The sequence below is a fragment of the Streptomyces sp. DSM 15324 genome, assembly GCF_001514285.1.
Taxonomy (GTDB): Bacteria; Actinomycetota; Actinomycetes; order Streptomycetales; family Streptomycetaceae; genus Streptomyces.
The window spans coordinates 396,729-413,535 of the sequence record NZ_KQ949026.1; the positions used below are offsets into that span (position 1 = coordinate 396,729).

The following is a 16,807-nucleotide window of genomic DNA, read 5'->3' on the forward strand; positions in this document are numbered from 1 at the left end:
CTTGGGGGGAGCGTGAGGACTTGGGCCCGCCCCGGACACGACGGCGTGACACCTGTGAAACAGGGCGTCCCTAATTTCTGTCGCCCGACAGGAATTCGCGCCCAAGGCAGGTGCCGCCGTGACCACCAGCTCCCCCGCCGACGTACGCCCAGACCCGCCGCACTCCCCCGCCCACGCCCCCGCCCCGGACGACCGCTCCCTCGCCGAGTTCGGCTACCGCCAGGAACTCCACCGCAGTCTGGGCCGCTACGCCTCGTTCGCCGCCGGCTTCTCCTTCATCTCCGTCCTGACGACGGTCTTCCAGTTCTTCGCCTTCGGGTACGCGTTCGGCGGCCCCGTCTTCTTCTGGGCCTGGCCGGTGGTGCTGCTCGGGCAGCTGCTGGTGGCCGCCTGCTTCGCGGAACTGGCGGCCCGCTATCCGATCTCCGGCGCGATCTACCAGTGGTCGTCGCGGCTGTCGACGCCGTCGTTCGGCTGGTTCGCAGGCTGGATCATGGTCATCGGCCAGATCGTCGTCGTCGCGGCCGCCGCGCTCGCCCTGCAGATGGTGCTGCCGGCGATCTGGTCCGGCTTCCAGCTGATCGGCACCGACCCCTCGCCGGTCTCCCCCGACGGCGCGGCCAACGCGGCCCTGCTCGGCGTGATCCTGCTGGCCCTGACCACCGCCGTCAACGTCGTCGACAACCGGGTGATGTCGGTGATCAACCGGGTCGGGGTCACCGCCGAGATCATCGGCGCGGTCCTCATCGTCGTCCTGCTGCTCACCCACTCCGAGCGCACGCCCGGCATCACCTTCCACACCACGGGCGCCGCCCAGTCGGGCCTGTTCGGGGCGCTCGCGGTGGGCTCGTTCACCGCCGCGTACGTGATGATCGGCTTCGACAGCGCGGGCGAGATGAGCGAGGAGACCCACCACCCCCGCCGTACGGCGCCCCGCACGATCCTCACCGCGCTCGGCGCGGCGGGGCTGCTCGGCGGGCTGATCGTGCTCGGCGGACTGCTCGCCGCGCCCAGCCTCACCGACGGGCGCCTCGGCGTCGACGGACTGTCCTACGTCCTGACCAGCAGCCTCGGCGACGGCGTCGGCAAGGTGCTCCTCGCGGACGTGGTGGTGGCGATCGCCGTGGCCACGCTCGCCATCCAGACGGCGGCCTGCCGGATGCTGTTCTCCATGGCCCGCGACGGTCAGCTCCCGTTCTCCGCGCGCCTGGCCCGGGTGAACCCGCGCACCGGCATGCCGAGCGCCCCCGCCCTGGTCGTCGGCGTCCTCGCGGCGGCCCTGCTCCTGCTGAACTTCGCCTCGCCGGACGCCTTCCTGGCCATCGGCACCACCTGCATCGTGATGCTGTACCTCGCCTACGCGATGGTCACCGGCCCGCTGCTGGTGCGCCGGCTGCGCGGCGGGTTCTCCTCGGCCGGCACCGACGAGCGGGGCGCCCCGCTGTTCTCGCTGGGCCGCTGGGGCATCCCCGTCAACGTTCTCGCCCTGCTCTACGGCCTGCTGATGACCGTCAACCTGGCCTGGCCCCGCGCGGCGGTGTACGACCCGGCGGGCGGCCACTGGTACTTCCAGTGGTTCACCGTGCTGTTCCTGCTGGTCACGGTGGTGACCGGCCTCCTCTACCGGACCGTCCGCCGTCGCGACCTGCGCGTGGAGTGACCCGGAAAGCAACCCGGCAAGCGACGCGACACAGCGATGCCCCGCCGTTGGCGCTGTCCATCGGGCGGGGCATCGGTGCGTTCAGCGTGCGCAGCCAGCAGCATGCGTGAACAGTGATGCGAGCAGACTATGCGCCACCACTGACAGCGCCCTTTGGCTCCCGGCCGTGGGCCCGCAGGCCGGCCTCGTCGGTCAGCAGCGTCACGTCCAGGGTGGACGCCCCGATGGTGACGGCCACCACCCCATGACACCGCGAGTTCGGATCGTCCGCCGTGACGTCCCCGTGGCACCCGCCGGCCACGTACGCCGCCTGCGCGGCCTTCATCCTGGCGATCTGGGCCCGCGCCTTCGGGTACGCGCGGCCCGACTTCTCGATCGCGTCCTCCAGGCCCGCGACGACCTTCATGACGGCGCGCGCGTATCCGGCGCAGGCGTCGCTCGACGGCATCCGGCAGGCCGACGTGCCCTCGCCCCGCGTGCCGGTGGCGGCCTCGAGCCTGGGCCCCCAGACAGGGCGCAACCTCCCGGGTGTCGCCGAAGGTGTCCGCGCCGCAGGGCCGGCTCCGGGCTCGGCGTCCGTGTCACCGCTCCCCCCGGAGCAGCCCGTGAAAGCGAACACGACGGCGAGCAGAAAAGCGGTGGCGGTCTGGCGCATGGGTCCCCCGGGCGAGCGTGGCCGAGGTCGCATCATGCGCCGCGAATGCCCCTTGTGGGGGTGTGTGCCCGGATGATGACCACGATCGGGTGACGGCCCTCAGTCACCCTGCACGCGCGCGTGGAGATGCATGTCGTGCCAGCCGTCCCGGTGCAGGGCGGCGCTGCGCCTGGTGCCCTCCAGGACGAATCCGGCCTTCGTCGCGACACGGCAGGAGGCCTCGTTGGCGGTGGCGTGCGACAGCTCCAGACGGTGGAAGCCGATCTCGTCGAGGGCCCAGCGGGCGAGTGCCGCGGTGGCGCGGGCCGCCGTGCCGTTTCCGCGGGCCTCCGGAGCGGTCCAGTACGCCACCTCGGCCGTCCCCTCGTCCAAGGCGATCTCGCGCAGCGCCACCCGCCCCCGGACCCGGTCGGTGTCCGCGTCGGCGACGGCCCACTGGGCGTTGCGCTCACCGCTCCAGGCCCGCTGCCACTCCTCGATCCACCCGGCGACCTCCGCCAGCGACTCGGCGGCTCTGAGGTGCCACTGGTGGATGAGCGGATCCTGGAAGACGGCGTGGACGGCGGGGGCGTCCTCGGCCCGCCACGGGCGCAGGACGAGTCCGTCCCCGGTGGCCAGGACGGGCTGCGGGGCTGCGGACAGGGTTCCGGCGGGCAGCACCGTGGCGGCGGTGGACGGCATGGGGCGCATCCTGCCAACGGCGCCCGTCCCGGACAACGGGTTTTTCCGGTCGTACCCTGGACCCCGATGAGACGCCGCACCCCTCCCCCGCCCTCCCCCCTGCCGCAGCGCGACGGGATCGATCCGGTGCGGGTGCGGTTGCCGGGCGAGGGGCACTGGGCCACCGTGCGGGACCACCTGGTGGAGCGGCTCACCGGGGCGGGCGCCGGGGTCGTCGACGGGATGCTGCGGGCCGGGCTGATGGTCGGCGCCGACGGGACGGCGGTGTCCCCGGACGCCCCGTACGTACCGGGCATGTTCGTGTGGTTCCACCGGGAGCCGGCCGCCGAGGTGCCGGTGCCGTTCCCGCTGGAGGTCGTGCACCGCGACGAGCACATCGTCGTCGTGGACAAGCCGCACTTCCTGGCCACCACCCCGCGCGGCAGCCATGTCACCGAGACCGCGCTGGCCCGGCTCCGGCGGGAGCTCGGCATCCCCGCCCTGGGCGCGGCACACCGCCTGGACCGGCTCACCGCCGGACTCGTGCTGTTCACGGTGCGGCCCGAGGAGCGCGGCGCCTACCAGACGCTGTTCCGCGACCGGCTGGTGCGCAAGGTGTACGAGGCCGTCGCCCCCTACGCTCCGGGGCGGGCCTGGCCGGTGACCGTGCGCAGCCGGATCGTGAAGGAGCGCGGCACGCCGGCCGCGTTCGAGGTGCCGGGGGAGCCGAACGCGGTCAGCGACATCGAGCCGGTCGAGCACCGGCCGGACGGGCTGGCCCGCTACCGGCTGGTCCCCCACACCGGTCAGACCCATCAACTGCGCGTCCACATGAGCGCGTTGGGCGTGCCGATCCTCGGCGACCCGCTCTACCCGGAGGTGGCCCCGCCCGGGCCGGCCGGTGATTTCCGGCGCCCGCTGCAACTACTGGCGCGGGAGCTGGAGTTCACCGATCCGGTCACCGGGGCGCGTCACCTGCTGCGCAGTGGCAGGGTGCTGGAGTCCTGGGTGTCGTACGCCCGTTGGGCCGGTTAGCCGCCGGGCGGCGGCTCAGTAGCCCCGCCACCAGATCAGGAACCGCTGCCAGGCGCCGGGGCGGCGGACCGGCTGCTCGGGGACGGCCGGTGCGGGCTGCGGGGCGGCCGTCGGCTCGGGCGCGGGGGACGCCGGCCGGGGGTCGATGGTCAGCGGACGGAAGGCCCGTTGCGGTGGCACCGAGGCCGCGTGGGTCGGCTTCAGCTTGACGTCCTGCTGGGGCTTGGGCTCGAAGTGCGCCGGCAGCGCCACCAGGTGCCGGGAGGCGATCGACGTCGTCCAGCGCAGTTCGTCCTCGTCGCAGGCGAGCTGGATGTCCGGCAGCCGGGACAGCAGCGCGTCGACGCCGACGTCGGCGATGGCGCGTCCGATGTCCTGGCCGGGGCACTCGTGGGGGCCACGGCCGAAGGCCAGGTGGGAGCGGTTGCCCCGCATGTGGGCGGAGAGGTCGGGGCGCACCCGGGGGTCGACGTTGGCGGGGGCCGGCGCGAAGAAGAGCCCGTCACCGGCGCGGATGCGCTGGCCGCCCAGCTCGGTGTCCTGTTTGGCCATGTAGCCGAAGATCGTGCTGAACGGCGGCTCGTCCCACAGGGACTGCTCGACCGCCTCCGGCACGGTCATCTCGCCGCCGTTGAGGCGGGCGACGAAGCGCGGGTCGGTCAGGACCATGCGCAGAACGTTGGAGAGCAGGTTGACGGTGGCCTCGTAGGCGGCGAAGAGCACCAGCCGCAGGTGCTCACGGACCTCGTCGTCGCTCAGCCCGGCCGGGTGGGCGATGAGATGGCTGGTGAAGTCGTCGGCGGGGGCGGCGCGGCGGCGCACGGTGAGCCGGCTCAGCGCCTCGACGACGTACGCGTGGCTCTCGACGGCGGTCTCGCTGCCCTTGAGCGCGTCCCGGGCGCAGGCGACCATCTTGTCGTCGTACTCCTCGGGCATGCCGAGGAGCTGGCACATCACCGCCATGGGGAGGTGTTCGGCGAACTGGCCGACGAGGTCGGCCCGGCCCTCCTCGCAGAAGCGGTTGACCAGGGTCTGCGTGGCCCGGTGGATGTACCGGCGCACACTGCGCTCGTCGAGGGTCTCCATGGCCGCGGTGACCGCGCCGCGCAGCCGCTTGTGCTCGTCGCCCTCGGCGTGGGCGCAGATCGGCTGCCAGGCGATGTGCGGCATGTACGGGTGGTCGGGCCGGACGCGGCCTTCGCGCTGCGGCGTCCAGATGCGGGTGTCCTTGGTGAACGTCGAGGGCGTCCGCAGCATCTGGAGGTTCTCGGCGTGGCCGAGCACCATCCACATCGGCAGGTCGTCGTGGAGCAGGACCGGGGCCACGGGGCCGTACTGCTCGCGCAGTTGCTCGTACAGCTCACCGAGGTCCTCCGCGCCGGGGCCGTAGAGCCGGGTCAGTCCGCCGGGGCCGGTGGCATGGGCGGGGCAGCCGGGCGGGGGGTCCAGGGCGAGGTCGTGGGGTCCGGTCGTCGTGGGGTGTTCAGGGGTCACAGGGGTCGCTCCGCAACTGTGGGGAATCCGTTGTCGGGGGGTGGGCAAGGGGGCCCGGGGCTAGATGAGGCTGCCTCTGAGCGAGAGGGTGTGCAGGAACCGCATCAGGGTCATCAGGACGTCGCGGCTGGAGGCGCGGCGGCGGGCGTCGCACTCCACGATCGGCACGTCCGGCGCGAGGTCGAGGGCGGCCCGGAGGTCCTCCAGGGGGTAACGGGGGCCGTCGGGGAAGGTGTTGACGGCGACGACGAAGGGCACTCCGCCCTCCTCCAGCCGGCCCATGACCTCGTAACTGACCTCCAGGCGGCGGGCGTCGACCAGGACGACCGCGCCGAGGGCGCCTTCGAAGAGCCCGTTCCACAGGAACCAGAAGCGTTCCTGGCCGGGGGTGCCGAAGAGGTAGAGCACCACCTGCTCGGTGATGCGGATGCGCCCGAAGTCCATCGCCACGGTGGTGGCGGTCTTGGTGTCGGAGCCGAAGTCGTCGTCGACCCCGATACCGGCCTGGGTCATGGTCTCCTCGGTGGTCAGCGGTTTGATCTCGCTGACGGAGCCGACCATGGTCGTCTTGCCGACGCCGAAGCCGCCCACGATGACGATCTTCGCCGCGGCCGTGGTGGTCTGCGGGAGCTGGTCCTCGACCCGCGGGCCGGGGACCGTGTCAGAGCCTTTGAAGTCCATGCATCACCGCTTCGAGCAGGGATCGGTCGGGGAGCTTCTGGCGGACGATCGGGGCGCGTGCCTGCACCAGTTCGGCCGCCAGCATCTCGGTGAGCAGGACGGTCACCACCGTGAACGGCAGGCCGAGGTAGGCGGACACCTCGGCCACCGACAGGGGGGCGGAGCACATCCGCAGCAGCACGGCCTGTTCCGGGGTGGCGGACGAGGGGGGGTCGGCACACGCCACGATCAACGTCACCAGGTCGAGCGGCGCCCGCTCGCCGTCGGGTCCCGTGAGCGTGTAGAGCCGGTCGGGCTTCTTCTCCCGGTCCGCCGGGGATGCGGCGGGCGGGGCCGGTGCGGGGGGCGGGAGCGCCAGGGGCTGGCGCCGCCGGCGTTGCGGAGGCGTCATACGGTCAGCCCGTTGCGGCGGGGCGGGCTGGTCAGATGGGCCCCGATGCGGACGACGAGGTCGCGCATGGAGGCGCTCATCCGGCCGGGTTCGCAGCACACGTCGGACAGGACGGCGAGATAGGCGTTGGCGCCGGCGGACATCATGTAGAAGTAGCCGCCGTCCATCTCGATCATGATGAGGTTCATGTCGCCCTCGACGCACTCCATCTCCTGGGCGATGGCGGTGGCGAGGCTCTGCATGCCCGCGCAGGCGGCCGAGACGCGGTCGGCGGCGTCGGGTTCACCGGCGTAGCGGGCGATGCGCAGGCCGTCCGAGGAGAGCACGACGATCATCTCGATGCCGGGGACGCCGTCGTAGAGCTCCTTGAGCACCCAGTCGAAGTTCTGGCGCTGCTGGATCACGTGAGGTCCCCTTCGTCGTCGGCCTCGGGCGGCTTGGGCTTGTCCTGGATCAGGTGCAGGTATGCGGTGGGGTTGCGGGTGAAGTCGGTGGGGTGGACACCCGGCGGGGCGATCTTCTTCAGGCCCTCCCAGAAGGCCTCGAAGGCCACTCCGGGTTCCTGCTTCTTCTTCTTGGGCTTCGGCGGTTCGGGCTGCGCCTGTGCGAACGGGTCGGGCCGGCCCTCGCGTTCGGCGCGCTCGGCGGCCTCCTGCGCGGCGTACGCCTCGGCGTAGCGCTGGCTGATCGGGATGATCGCCTTGGAGCGGCGCTGGGGCAGGCCCTTGTCGGTCCACTCGGTGATGACCGGCACGTCGTCCTCGAGGGAGACGTGGGCCGGGATCTTCGGGTTGGTGGGCCGACGCCGCTTGGGCGGCCGCTTGGGCCCCTCGATGTTGCTCAGGTCGATCTGCGCGGCGGCGGCGCCGATGCCGTGGGCGTAGCCGGGTGCCGGCTCGGAGGTCATCATCTCGCGGGGCACGACGAGGACGGCGCGTACCCCGCCGTACGCCGAAGTGCGCAGCGACACCTGGAGGTTGAAGGAGGTGCACAGCCGGCCGACGACGGCGAGGCCGAGGCGCGGGGCACCGCCGAGGTCCTGCATGGTGACGCCGCGCATGGCGTCGTCGAGCATCTTCTCGGTCTTGGCCCGGGACTCCTCGCTGAGGCTGACGCCGGCGTCCTCGATCTCGATGGCGATGCCGGTCTGCACTTCGATGGCGTTGACCTGCACCTTGGCGCTCGGGGGTGAGAACCGGGTGGCGTTGTCGAGGAGTTCGGCGATCGCGTGGATGAGCGGTTCGACGGAGATGCCGCGGATGTTGACCTTGGCGATGGAGTTCAGCTTGATGCGGGGGTACTCCAGGATGCGGGACATGCCGCCGCGCAGCACGCTGTAGAGCGGCACGGGCGCGGGCCAGCTGCGGCTGGGGCGGCCCCCGCCGAGGACTCCGATGGAGTCGGCGAGGCGGCCGATCATGGAGGTGCCGTGGTCGATGCGGAGAAGGTCGTCGAAGACCTCCGGGTTGCGGCCGTGGTCGTCCTCCATCTCCCGCAGTTCCGCGCACTGCTGATGGACGATCGCCTGGACGCGGCGGGCGACGTTGACGAAGGCGCGCTGGACGGAGTCGCGCAGGGCGTTCTCGTAGTCGATGGCGTCGAGGAACCGCTTGACGAGCACGCGCTGTCCGTCGTCGATCTCGTGGAAGAACGGCTCGCGTTCACCCAGGTGGTGCATCACCTCCTCGGGGGAATTTCCACCGCGCAGCCACTCGACGGCGAGGGGCACCAGTTCCTTGGCGATGAACCTGTTCTCGTCCTGCTGGGCGGCGAGGCGCCGCTCCAGGTGGGCGACGCGCTGCTCCGAGGCGGTGCGCAGTTCCCAGAGCCGGCGGCAGCGGATCCGGGCGTCGGCCCCCACCGCGGTGATGAGCAGGGTGGCCACTGCTCCGCAGACGCCGACGGCGAGCCGCGCCGGCCCCGCCACCAGGGCGACGGCGGCTCCGGTCACCGCGGCCATCACTATCGCCGGCAGCAACAGCAGGCGGGCGAAGGAAAGTTCTCGGCGACCGGGTGGGGACTGAACACTCACCATGTGGGCACCCTCTGTAGGGATCTGTCGGTATCTTCGGAGCAAAAGGGAACAGGCGCACGAATACACCGCAACTCGGTGCGCCGCGGGCGAGCTTAGTCCGACCGGATCATCGCCGTGTCATATTCGGCAACCCTCTGAAACCGACCGTGCGAGTGGAGTAACCTCGGCCCCATTTACACACTCGGACACCAGTCGAACGCGCACAGTTACCGGGGACAGGTGTGCGGAAACCGGCCCGCCCGGACGGGTGAGCCCGTCACTCCCGGCGGTGTTCAGGCCCCCGCGATGCGCAGGGCCGCGTCGGCGGTGGCGCGGGCGAAGTCGGAGACGGGCCGCTCGGGATCCGAGCGGTGGACCAGGATGACGCCTTCGATGAGGCCGAACACGAGATCGGTCCGCAGGTCCAGCTCACCCTTGGCGAGAGCGCCGCCCGCCGGCGTCGCTGCGATCAGCTGCCGGTAGGCGTCCTTGAGTTCGGCGCGCACCGCATGGAATCCGGCGAACCTCTCGGTCCGCACCTCGGGCAGCAGGTACAACCCTCCGAGGTTGTGCGACCCTCCGCACAGCAGCTCCACGTCGGTGCGGCACAGCTCCCACAGCCGCTCCTCGGCCGCCCGTCCGTCCTCGGCGAGCAGCGCGCGGGCGTACGCCAGCGACGGCGTGACGGTGGACTCCAGCAGAGCGGCGAGGAGTTCCTCCTTGCCGGAGACGTAGTGGTACATGGAGGCCTGACGCATCCCCGCCCGCTCGGCGACGGCCCGGGTGGTGGTGGCCGCGTAGCCGTTCACGGTGAACAACTCCGCGGCGGCGGCGAGCAGTTCGGCGCGCGGCTCGAGACCGCTGTCCGGCCGCTGCGCGGCCCGCGGCCTGCCGACCCGGCGCCCACCGGTCCCCTTGCTCGTCCCCATGCGTTCGATCCTCGCACACCGCGCCGGACGGCGATCTTCGTGAGGGCTCGGTAACCGAGCGGCAACACACGGGCAATGCCCGCGACCCGGCCCGCCCCTAATTTCTGTCGAGCGACAGAAATTACCTCTTCCCGGCAGCCGGAGGTCCACGATGGCGGCGACAGCGACCACGTACGGAGCACGCGCCCACGCCCGCGCCCAGGAGGGCACCCGGGCCGAGGCCATGCCCGTCGTCCCGGCGGCCGACTGGCCGGCCCCGCCCTGCGAGGCGGGCCACCTGGTGTGGGCCGAGACCGTGGCGGGCGGCAACTACACCCACCGGGTCCTCGCCCGCGGCACCGAACTGCGCCTGACCGACCTGCACGGCGACGCCTGCGCCCATCTGCTGCTCCACGTGGACGGCCGCCCCTGGGAGCGGCTGAACGTCGCCGACACGGTCAAGGTCCAGTGGAACGCCTACCTCGGCGAGGGCGTGCTCCTCCTCTCCGACCAGGGCCGCGTCCTCGCCTCCCTGATCGCCGACACCTCCGGCCGGCACGACGCCCTCGCCGGCACCTCCACCCTGGCCCGCAACACCGCCCGCTACGGCGACGGCACCCCGCAGGGCCCCTCCCCCGCCGGCCGCGAGCTGTTCAAGCTGGCCGCCGCCAAAAACGGCCTGGAACCCCGCGACCTGCCGCCCTCCCTCTCCTTCTTCCAGGGCGTCGCCGTACGTGAGGACGGCACCCTCGACTTCACCGGCTCGGCCGGCCCCGGCGGCAGCGTCACCCTGCGGGCCGAACAGGACCTCACCGTCCTGATCGCCAACGTCCCGCACCCGTGCGACCCCCGCCCCGACTACACCAGCACCCCGCTGGAGGTCCTCGCCTGGCGCGCGGCACCCACCCGCCCCGGCGACCCCCTGTGGGACGCCACCCCCGAAGGCCGCCGCGCCTTCCTCAACACCGCCGAATTCCTCACCGCGAGGGGGCTCGCATGAAGACCGCCGTCCCGGCCCGCACCACCGTCGTCCCGGCCCGCGCCGCCTGGTCCGCCGTCGTCCGCGAGGGCGAGACGCTGACCGTCACCGACCTGCACGGCAACCAGGCCGTCGACTTCCTCGTGTACGACGCCCACGACACGTCCGTGCGCTACAGCGCCCCCGACACGATCCACGCCCAGGGCGGCATCTTCCTCACCACGGGCAGTGTGCTGATGTCCAACGAGCACACCCCCCTGATGACGATGACCGCCGACGCCGTGGGCCGCCACGACACCGTCGGCGGCGCCTGCTCCAAGGAGTCCAACACCCTGCGCTACGGCCACCACACGTACGCCCAGCACGCGTGCGTGGACAACTTCCTCGCCGAGGGCGCCCGGTACGGCCTCGGCAAGCGGGACCTGGTCTCCAACATCAACTGGTACATGAACGTGCCCGTCGAGAAGGACGGCACCCTCGGCATCGTCGACGGCCTCTCCGCCCCCGGCCTCTCCCTCGCCCTGCGCGCCGAACGGGACGTCCTCGTCCTGGTCTCCAACTGCCCCCAGATCAACAACCCCTGCAACGGCTTCGAGCCGACGGCCGTGGAGATGACGATCACGGGGAGCCCCGCATGACCTTCACCAAGCTCCTCGTCGCCAACCGCGGCGAGATAGCCGTCCGCATCCTGCGCACCGCCCGCGCACTCGGCCTCGCCACCGTCGCCGTGTACTCCGACCCCGACCGCTCGGCCCCGCACGTCCGGCTCGCCGACGAGGCGGTACGGCTCGGGCCGGCGCCGGCGAAGGAGTCGTACCTCGACGCCGACCTCGTGCTGAAGGCCGCCAAGGACACCGGCGCGGGCGCGATCCACCCCGGCTACGGCTTCCTCTCCGAGGACGCGGCCTTCGCCCGCCGCTGCGCCGACGCCGGGATCGTCTTCGTCGGACCGACACCCGAACAGCTGGAGCTGTTCGGCGCCAAGCACACCGCCCGCGCGGCGGCCGAGGCGGCCGGGGTGCCCCTGGCACCGGGCACCGGCCTCCTGCCGGACCTCCCCGAGGCCCTCGCGCGGGCCGAGGCCGTCGGCTATCCGGTCATGCTCAAGGCCACCGGCGGCGGCGGAGGCATCGGCATGTCCGCCTGCCGCTCCCCCGAGGAACTCACCGACGCCTGGGAACGCGTCCAGCGCGTCGCCGCCGCCTCCTTCTCCTCGGCCGGCGTCTTCCTGGAACGGCTCGTGGAACACGCCCGCCATGTCGAGGTGCAGGTCTTCGGCGACGGCGAGGGCCGGGTCGTCACCTTCGGCGACCGTGACTGCTCCCTCCAGCGCCGCAACCAGAAGGTCCTGGAGGAGGCCCCGGCCCCCGGCCTGCCCGACCACGTGCGACGGCGCCTGGCCGCCGCCGCCCGCGACCTGTGCGCCTCGGTCGGCTACCGCTCCGCCGGCACCGTCGAGTTCGTCTACGACGCGGCCCGCGAGGAGGCCTGGTTCCTCGAGGTCAACACCCGCCTCCAGGTGGAGCATCCGGTCACCGAGGAGATCTACGGCGTCGACCTCGTCGCCTGGATGCTGCGCCTGGCCCGCGGCGAACGGGACGTCGTGCGCGACCCCGGCCCCCCGCGCGGGCACGCCGTCGAGGCCCGTCTCTACGCCGAGGACCCGAGCCGCGACCACCGGCCCGGCGCGGGCCTGCTGACCCGGGTCGAGTTCCCCGGCGGCGTCCGCGTGGACGGCTGGGTGGAGACCGGCACCGAGGTGACGACGTCGTACGACCCGATGCTCGCGAAGGTGATCGCCCACGGCGCGGACCGCGCCGAGGCGCTGCGCCGCCTGGACGAGGCGCTGGAGCACACCCGCGTCGACGGCATCGAGACCAATCTGGGGCTGGTGCGGGCGGCGCTCGCGGACCCCCGGTTCGCCACGGCGACCCATTCCACGGCCACCCTCGCCGAGGTGCACGACCCGACCCCGCGGATCGAGGTCGTCGCCGCCGGCACCCTCACCACCGTGCAGGACTGGCCCGGCCGCACCGGGCACTGGCAGGTCGGGGTCCCGCCGTCCGGCCCGATGGACGACCGCTCCTTCCGGCTCGGCAACGGGGCGCTCGGCAACCCCGAAGGCGCCCCCGGTCTCGAATGCACCCTCCAGGGACCCTCGCTGCGGTTCACCCACCCCACGACCGTGTGCGTGACCGGTGCCCCGGCCCCGGTGACGGTCGACGGCACCCCGGTGCCCCAGTGGGAGCCGGTGACGGTCCCGGCCGGGGCGGTGCTGGAGGTCGGCGCGCCCGTCGGGCACGGACTGCGCACCTACGTCCTGTTCGCCGGCGGGCTGGACGTGCCCTCCTTCCTCGGCAGCGCGAGCACCTTCACCCTGGGCCGGTTCGGCGGGCACGGCGGACGGGCCCTGCGCACCGGGGACGTCCTGCACGGCGGCGAGGTCACCGAGGGCACCCCGGTCACCGACCGCCCGGCCTTCGGCTCCGTCTGGCACCTCGGCGCCGTCGAAGGCCCGCACGCCGCACCGGAGTTCTTCACCGAGGACGACATCCACGACTTCTACGCGGCCGACTGGAAGGTCCACTTCAACTCGGCCCGCACCGGGGTGCGGCTGGTCGGCCCCAAGCCCCGCTGGGCCCGCACCGACGGCGGCGAGGCCGGGCTGCACCCGTCCAACATCCACGACACCCCGTACTCCGTCGGCGCCGTCGACTACACCGGCGACATGCCGGTGCTGCTCGGCCCCGACGGACCCTCGCTCGGCGGGTTCGTGTGCCCCGCGACCGTCCTCAGCTCCGAACGCTGGAAACTGGGCCAGCTCCGCCCGGGCGACACGGTCCGCTTCACCCCGGTCGACGTGCACGGCGCGGACCGACCCGCGATCGTCGACGGCGGGATCCTCGCCCGGGACGGCGACGTCACCTTCCGCCGCAGCGGCGACGACAACCTGCTGGTCGAGTTCGGCCCGATGCAGCTGGACCTGGCCCTGCGGATGCGGGTCCACGCCCTGATGGAGGCGGTGGGCGCGGCCGCCCTGCCGGGCGTCGGCGACCTCACCCCCGGCATCCGCTCCCTCCAGATCCGGACCGACCCGGCGCTGCTGCCCCAGCACGAACTCCTCACGGCGGTACGGCGGATGGCGCGCGCCCTGCCGCCCACGGACGAACTGGTGGTGCCCTCCCGCACCGTCCACCTCCCCCTGTCCTGGGACGACCCGGCGACCCGCGAGGCCATCGCCCGCTACATGGCCGGGGTCCGCGAGGACGCCCCCTGGTGCCCGTGGAACATCGAGTTCATCCGCCGCGTCAACGGCCTCGCCTCGGTCGCGGACGTCTACGACACGGTCTTCGAGGCGGAGTACCTGGTCCTGGGCCTCGGTGACGTCTACCTCGGCGCCCCCGTCGCCACCCCCCTGGACCCCCGGCACCGCCTGGTGACGACGAAGTACAACCCCGCCCGGACCTGGACGGCCGAGAACTCGGTCGGCATCGGTGGCGCCTACCTCTGCATATACGGCATGGAGGGCCCCGGCGGCTACCAGTTCGTGGGCCGTACGACCCAGGTCTGGTCGGCGTGGCAGCAGCGCGGCGCGTTCGAGCCGGGCTCGCCCTGGCTGCTGCGCTTCTTCGACCGCATCCGCTGGTACCCGGTCGGCGCCGACGAACTCCTCGACCTGCGCGCCGACCTGGTCTCCGGCCGGTTCGTGCCGCGGATCGAGGAGGGCACCTTCTCCCTGGCGGAGCACCAGGCCTTCCTCACCGAACACGCCGACTCCATCGCGCGGTTCCGGCGGCGGCAGCAGACGGCGTTCACGGCGGAGCGCGACGCGTGGGAGGCCGCGGGCGAGTTCGCCCGTGCCGAGGCCGCGTCCGCGCCGCCCGCTCCCCCCGCCGAGGTCGCCGTCCCGGCGGGCGGCCGGCTGATCGAGGCCGAGTTCGCCGCGTCGGTCTGGCAGGTGAACGTGTCGCCCGGCGACGCGGTGGCGGCGGGGCAGCCGCTGCTGGCGCTGGAGGCGATGAAGATGGAGTCCAGGGTGCACGCTCCGACGGCCGGCGTGGTGGCGGAGATCCTGGCCCGCCCCGGCGACCAGGTGGAGGCGGGGACGGCACTGCTCGTCCTGGCCCCGGCCGCGAACTGAAAGAGGTACCAGGCCATGAACCAGGCGACGAACCGGACCCCGCATCAGGCCCCGCATCAGGCTCCGCATCAGGCCGCGCATCGGGCGAGCCGGCAGGCGCCCCGGCAGGAGATGTCCGGCACCCTGTCCCGGGTCCGTGCCGCCTACGCCCGCATCGAGGCGGTGGACCGGCCGGAGATCTGGATCGACCTGCGCCCGCGCGACGAGGTCGAGACGGAGGCCCGCGCCCTCGACGACCGCGTCGCGCGGGGCGAGCGTCTTCCCCTCGCGGGCCGTCTCTTCGCGGCCAAGGGCAACATCGACGTGGCGGGCCTGCCCACCACGGCGGGCTGCCCCGCGTACGCCTACCGGCCCGCCGCCGACGCCCCTGTGGTGGCCTCCCTGCGGGCCGCGGGCGCCCTGCTGCTGGGCACGACGAACCTGGACCAGTTCGCGACCGGCCTGGTGGGCACCCGCTCCCCGTACGGGGCGGTACGCGGCGCCGTCGACCCCCTGCGCATCAGCGGCGGCTCCAGCTCCGGTTCGGCCGTCGCGGTGGCCCTCGGCCTCGTCGACTTCGCCCTCGGCACCGACACGGCGGGCTCGGGCCGGGTGCCCGCCGCCTTCAACGGCATCGTCGGCCTCAAGCCCACCCGTGGCCTGGTCCCCACCGAGGGCGTGGTCCCGGCCTGCGCCTCGCTCGACTGCGTGACGGTGTTCGCCCGTACCCTGCGGGAGGCGGAAGAGGCCCTGGCGTACATGACGACCGGCGCGGTCCCCCCGACCGTCCCGGCCCGCACCCCCGGCCCCTGGCGGATCGCGGTCCCCCCGCTCGCCCAGCTCGGCGCACTGGACGAGGGCTGGGCCGAGGCCTACGAAGCCGCGGTGGCGCACCTCGCGGCGTCCGGGGCCGAGATCCGCCCCCTCGACCTCACCCCGTTCACCGAGGCGGCCGCGATGCTCTACGAGGGCGCCTTCGTCGCCGAGCGCTACACGGCCGTGGGCGCCTTCGTCGACAAGGTGATCGAGGAGGGCGGCGAAGGTCTCGACCCGACGGTCGCCGGCATCATCACCCGCGCCCGGGACGTCCCGGCTCACCGGCTCTTCGCGGACCAGGACCGGCTGGCCGCCCTGCGCACCCGCGCGCTGGCCGAACTGGCCGACGCGGACGCCCTCCTGCTGCCCACCGCCCCCGGCCACCCCACCCTCGCCGAGGTCGCCGCCGACCCCCTGGGCGCCAACGCCCGGCTCGGCCGCTTCACCAACTCCACCAATCTCTTCGGCCTGGCGGCGGTGGCCGTCCCGGCCGGCGAGGTGGACGGCCTGCCCTTCGGCGTGATGCTGATCGGTCCCGCCCACACGGACGAGCGCCTGGCACGGATCGCCGGACAGCTCCCGCCGGAGCCCCGTCTCGCGGTGGTCGGCGCCCACCTGACGGGCCAGCCCCTGAACCCCCAGCTCCTCGCCCTGGGCGCACGGCTGGAGCGCACGACGACCACGGCCCCCGTCTACCGCCTGCACGCCCTCGACACGAGCCCGCCGAAGCCGGGGCTGGTGCACGAGGGGGAGGGAGGCGCACAGATCGAGGTGGAGATCTGGCGCCTCCCCGCCGAAGGGCTGGGCCGGCTACTGGCGTCCCTGCCCCGCCCCATGACCCTGGGCAGGGTGGAACTGGCCGACGGCACCGCCGTCCCCGGCTTCCTGTGCGAACCGGGCGCCCTGACGGACGCCGAGGACATCACACGGTACGGGGGCTGGCGGGCGTACCGGCTCGCTCAGCACAGCACGGTCTTGTGGTAACTGCCGAAGATCCCCTCGTACACGAAGACCTGGACCGTGTTCTTGGACATGACGTAGCAGTTGCTGTCGCCGCCGTAGTCCACGATGACCTTGACGCTCATCTGGCTGGCGCACTTGTTCTCCAGCAGCACGTCGAAGCCGTCCGGCGTGGAGTACACCGTGCGGCTGACGCAGGAGGGGGCGGTGTCCCCCACGGCGGCGCTCGCGGTGGGGGCGGACAGGGCCAGACCGCCCGCGACGGCGGCGGTGACGGCCGCGCCCCGGACGAACGCACCGCGCAGACGCGGGGACTTGGGCAAGGACACAGGCATGGGCATGGTCTCCCTCGGGTGTTCGCCGACCGCCGAGCCGTCCGCCCGGCGGTGATGAACCCGATGGTCCGGGGAGCACCTTGCGCGAACCTTGCGCGG

Annotated in this window: 15 protein-coding genes; 6 read left to right on the top strand and 9 right to left on the bottom strand. The window is 73.0% G+C overall.

All coding sequences use genetic code 11. The annotated features are described in order from the left end of the window. Positions 1–118 precede the first annotated feature (118 nt). Positions 119–1,660, top strand: a complete 1,542-nt coding sequence (locus AQJ58_RS15825; protein WP_067250447.1) for an amino acid permease — start codon at positions 119–121, stop codon at positions 1,658–1,660. 127 nt (positions 1,661–1,787) lie between these two features. On the opposite strand, the gene AQJ58_RS43320 is transcribed toward AQJ58_RS15825, so the two are convergent. Together AQJ58_RS43320 and AQJ58_RS15835 are read right to left on the bottom strand one after the other, a co-directional pair. Beyond that, on the bottom strand, positions 1,788–2,108 hold the full coding sequence (locus AQJ58_RS43320) for a hypothetical protein (protein ID WP_159056251.1): 321 nt from the start codon (positions 2,106–2,108) through the stop codon (positions 1,788–1,790). Between the two features lie 306 nt (positions 2,109–2,414). Beyond that, entirely contained in the window at positions 2,415–2,996 is a 582-nt protein-coding gene (locus AQJ58_RS15835; protein ID WP_067250452.1) for a GNAT family N-acetyltransferase, read from the bottom strand. 66 nt (positions 2,997–3,062) lie between these two features. Here AQJ58_RS15835 and AQJ58_RS15840 point away from each other — a divergent pair, with 66 nt between their 5' ends. Beyond that, entirely contained in the window at positions 3,063–4,010 is a 948-nt protein-coding gene (locus AQJ58_RS15840; RefSeq protein ID WP_067250453.1) for an RluA family pseudouridine synthase, read from the top strand. A gap of 15 nt (positions 4,011–4,025) precedes the next feature. Here AQJ58_RS15840 and AQJ58_RS15845 read toward each other — a convergent pair whose 3' ends face one another. The 6 genes from AQJ58_RS15845 to AQJ58_RS15870 all read right to left on the bottom strand — a co-directional run bounded on the left by AQJ58_RS15845 (position 4,026) and on the right by AQJ58_RS15870 (position 9,519). Continuing rightward, a complete protein-coding gene (locus tag AQJ58_RS15845; RefSeq protein ID WP_067250456.1) occupies positions 4,026–5,504 on the bottom strand; it encodes a cytochrome P450 in 1,479 nt (492 codons plus the stop codon). 60 nt (positions 5,505–5,564) lie between these two features. Further along, on the bottom strand, positions 5,565–6,185 hold the full coding sequence (locus AQJ58_RS15850) for a GTP-binding protein (protein WP_067250458.1): 621 nt from the start codon (positions 6,183–6,185) through the stop codon (positions 5,565–5,567). After that, positions 6,166–6,576 (bottom strand): DUF742 domain-containing protein, encoded by a 411-nt coding sequence (locus AQJ58_RS15855; protein WP_067250461.1) that lies wholly within the window; start codon positions 6,574–6,576, stop codon positions 6,166–6,168. The genes AQJ58_RS15850 and AQJ58_RS15855 overlap by 20 nt, the downstream gene beginning before the upstream one ends. Next, the gene (locus tag AQJ58_RS15860) at positions 6,573–6,980 is read right to left on the bottom strand and encodes a roadblock/LC7 domain-containing protein (protein WP_067250463.1); all 408 of its coding nucleotides are present in this window, start codon (positions 6,978–6,980) and stop codon (positions 6,573–6,575) included. Before AQJ58_RS15860 ends, AQJ58_RS15855 begins: the two co-directional genes overlap by 4 nt. Next, on the bottom strand, positions 6,977–8,611 hold the full coding sequence (locus AQJ58_RS15865) for a sensor histidine kinase (RefSeq protein ID WP_199844594.1): 1,635 nt from the start codon (positions 8,609–8,611) through the stop codon (positions 6,977–6,979). Before AQJ58_RS15865 ends, AQJ58_RS15860 begins: the two co-directional genes overlap by 4 nt. Before the next feature lie 272 nt (positions 8,612–8,883). Beyond that, positions 8,884–9,519: a TetR/AcrR family transcriptional regulator gene (locus AQJ58_RS15870; protein ID WP_067250465.1), complete on the bottom strand. Its 636-nt coding sequence runs from the start codon at positions 9,517–9,519 to the stop codon at positions 8,884–8,886. 151 nt (positions 9,520–9,670) lie between these two features. Between AQJ58_RS15870 and AQJ58_RS15875 the strand changes: the two genes are divergently transcribed. The 4 genes from AQJ58_RS15875 (at position 9,671) to atzF (ending at position 16,397) form a co-directional block, all read left to right on the top strand. Beyond that, positions 9,671–10,498: an urea amidolyase associated protein UAAP1 gene (locus AQJ58_RS15875; RefSeq protein ID WP_067250467.1), complete on the top strand. Its 828-nt coding sequence runs from the start codon at positions 9,671–9,673 to the stop codon at positions 10,496–10,498. After that, the gene (locus tag AQJ58_RS15880) at positions 10,495–11,115 is read left to right on the top strand and encodes an urea amidolyase associated protein UAAP2 (RefSeq protein WP_067250470.1); all 621 of its coding nucleotides are present in this window, start codon (positions 10,495–10,497) and stop codon (positions 11,113–11,115) included. The genes AQJ58_RS15875 and AQJ58_RS15880 overlap by 4 nt, the downstream gene beginning before the upstream one ends. After that, entirely contained in the window at positions 11,112–14,618 is a 3,507-nt protein-coding gene (locus AQJ58_RS15885; protein WP_067250473.1) for a 5-oxoprolinase/urea amidolyase family protein, read from the top strand. Before AQJ58_RS15880 ends, AQJ58_RS15885 begins: the two co-directional genes overlap by 4 nt. Before the next feature lie 111 nt (positions 14,619–14,729). Next, positions 14,730–16,397, top strand: coding sequence for an allophanate hydrolase (atzF, locus tag AQJ58_RS15890; RefSeq protein ID WP_067250932.1), 1,668 nt, complete (start codon positions 14,730–14,732; stop codon positions 16,395–16,397). Here atzF and AQJ58_RS15895 read toward each other — a convergent pair. Next, positions 16,373–16,708, bottom strand: coding sequence for a beta-Ig-H3/fasciclin (locus AQJ58_RS15895; RefSeq protein WP_234360066.1), 336 nt, complete (start codon positions 16,706–16,708; stop codon positions 16,373–16,375). The two genes, atzF and AQJ58_RS15895, sit on opposite strands and share 25 nt — an antisense overlap. Between the last annotated feature and the right edge of the window lie 99 nt (positions 16,709–16,807).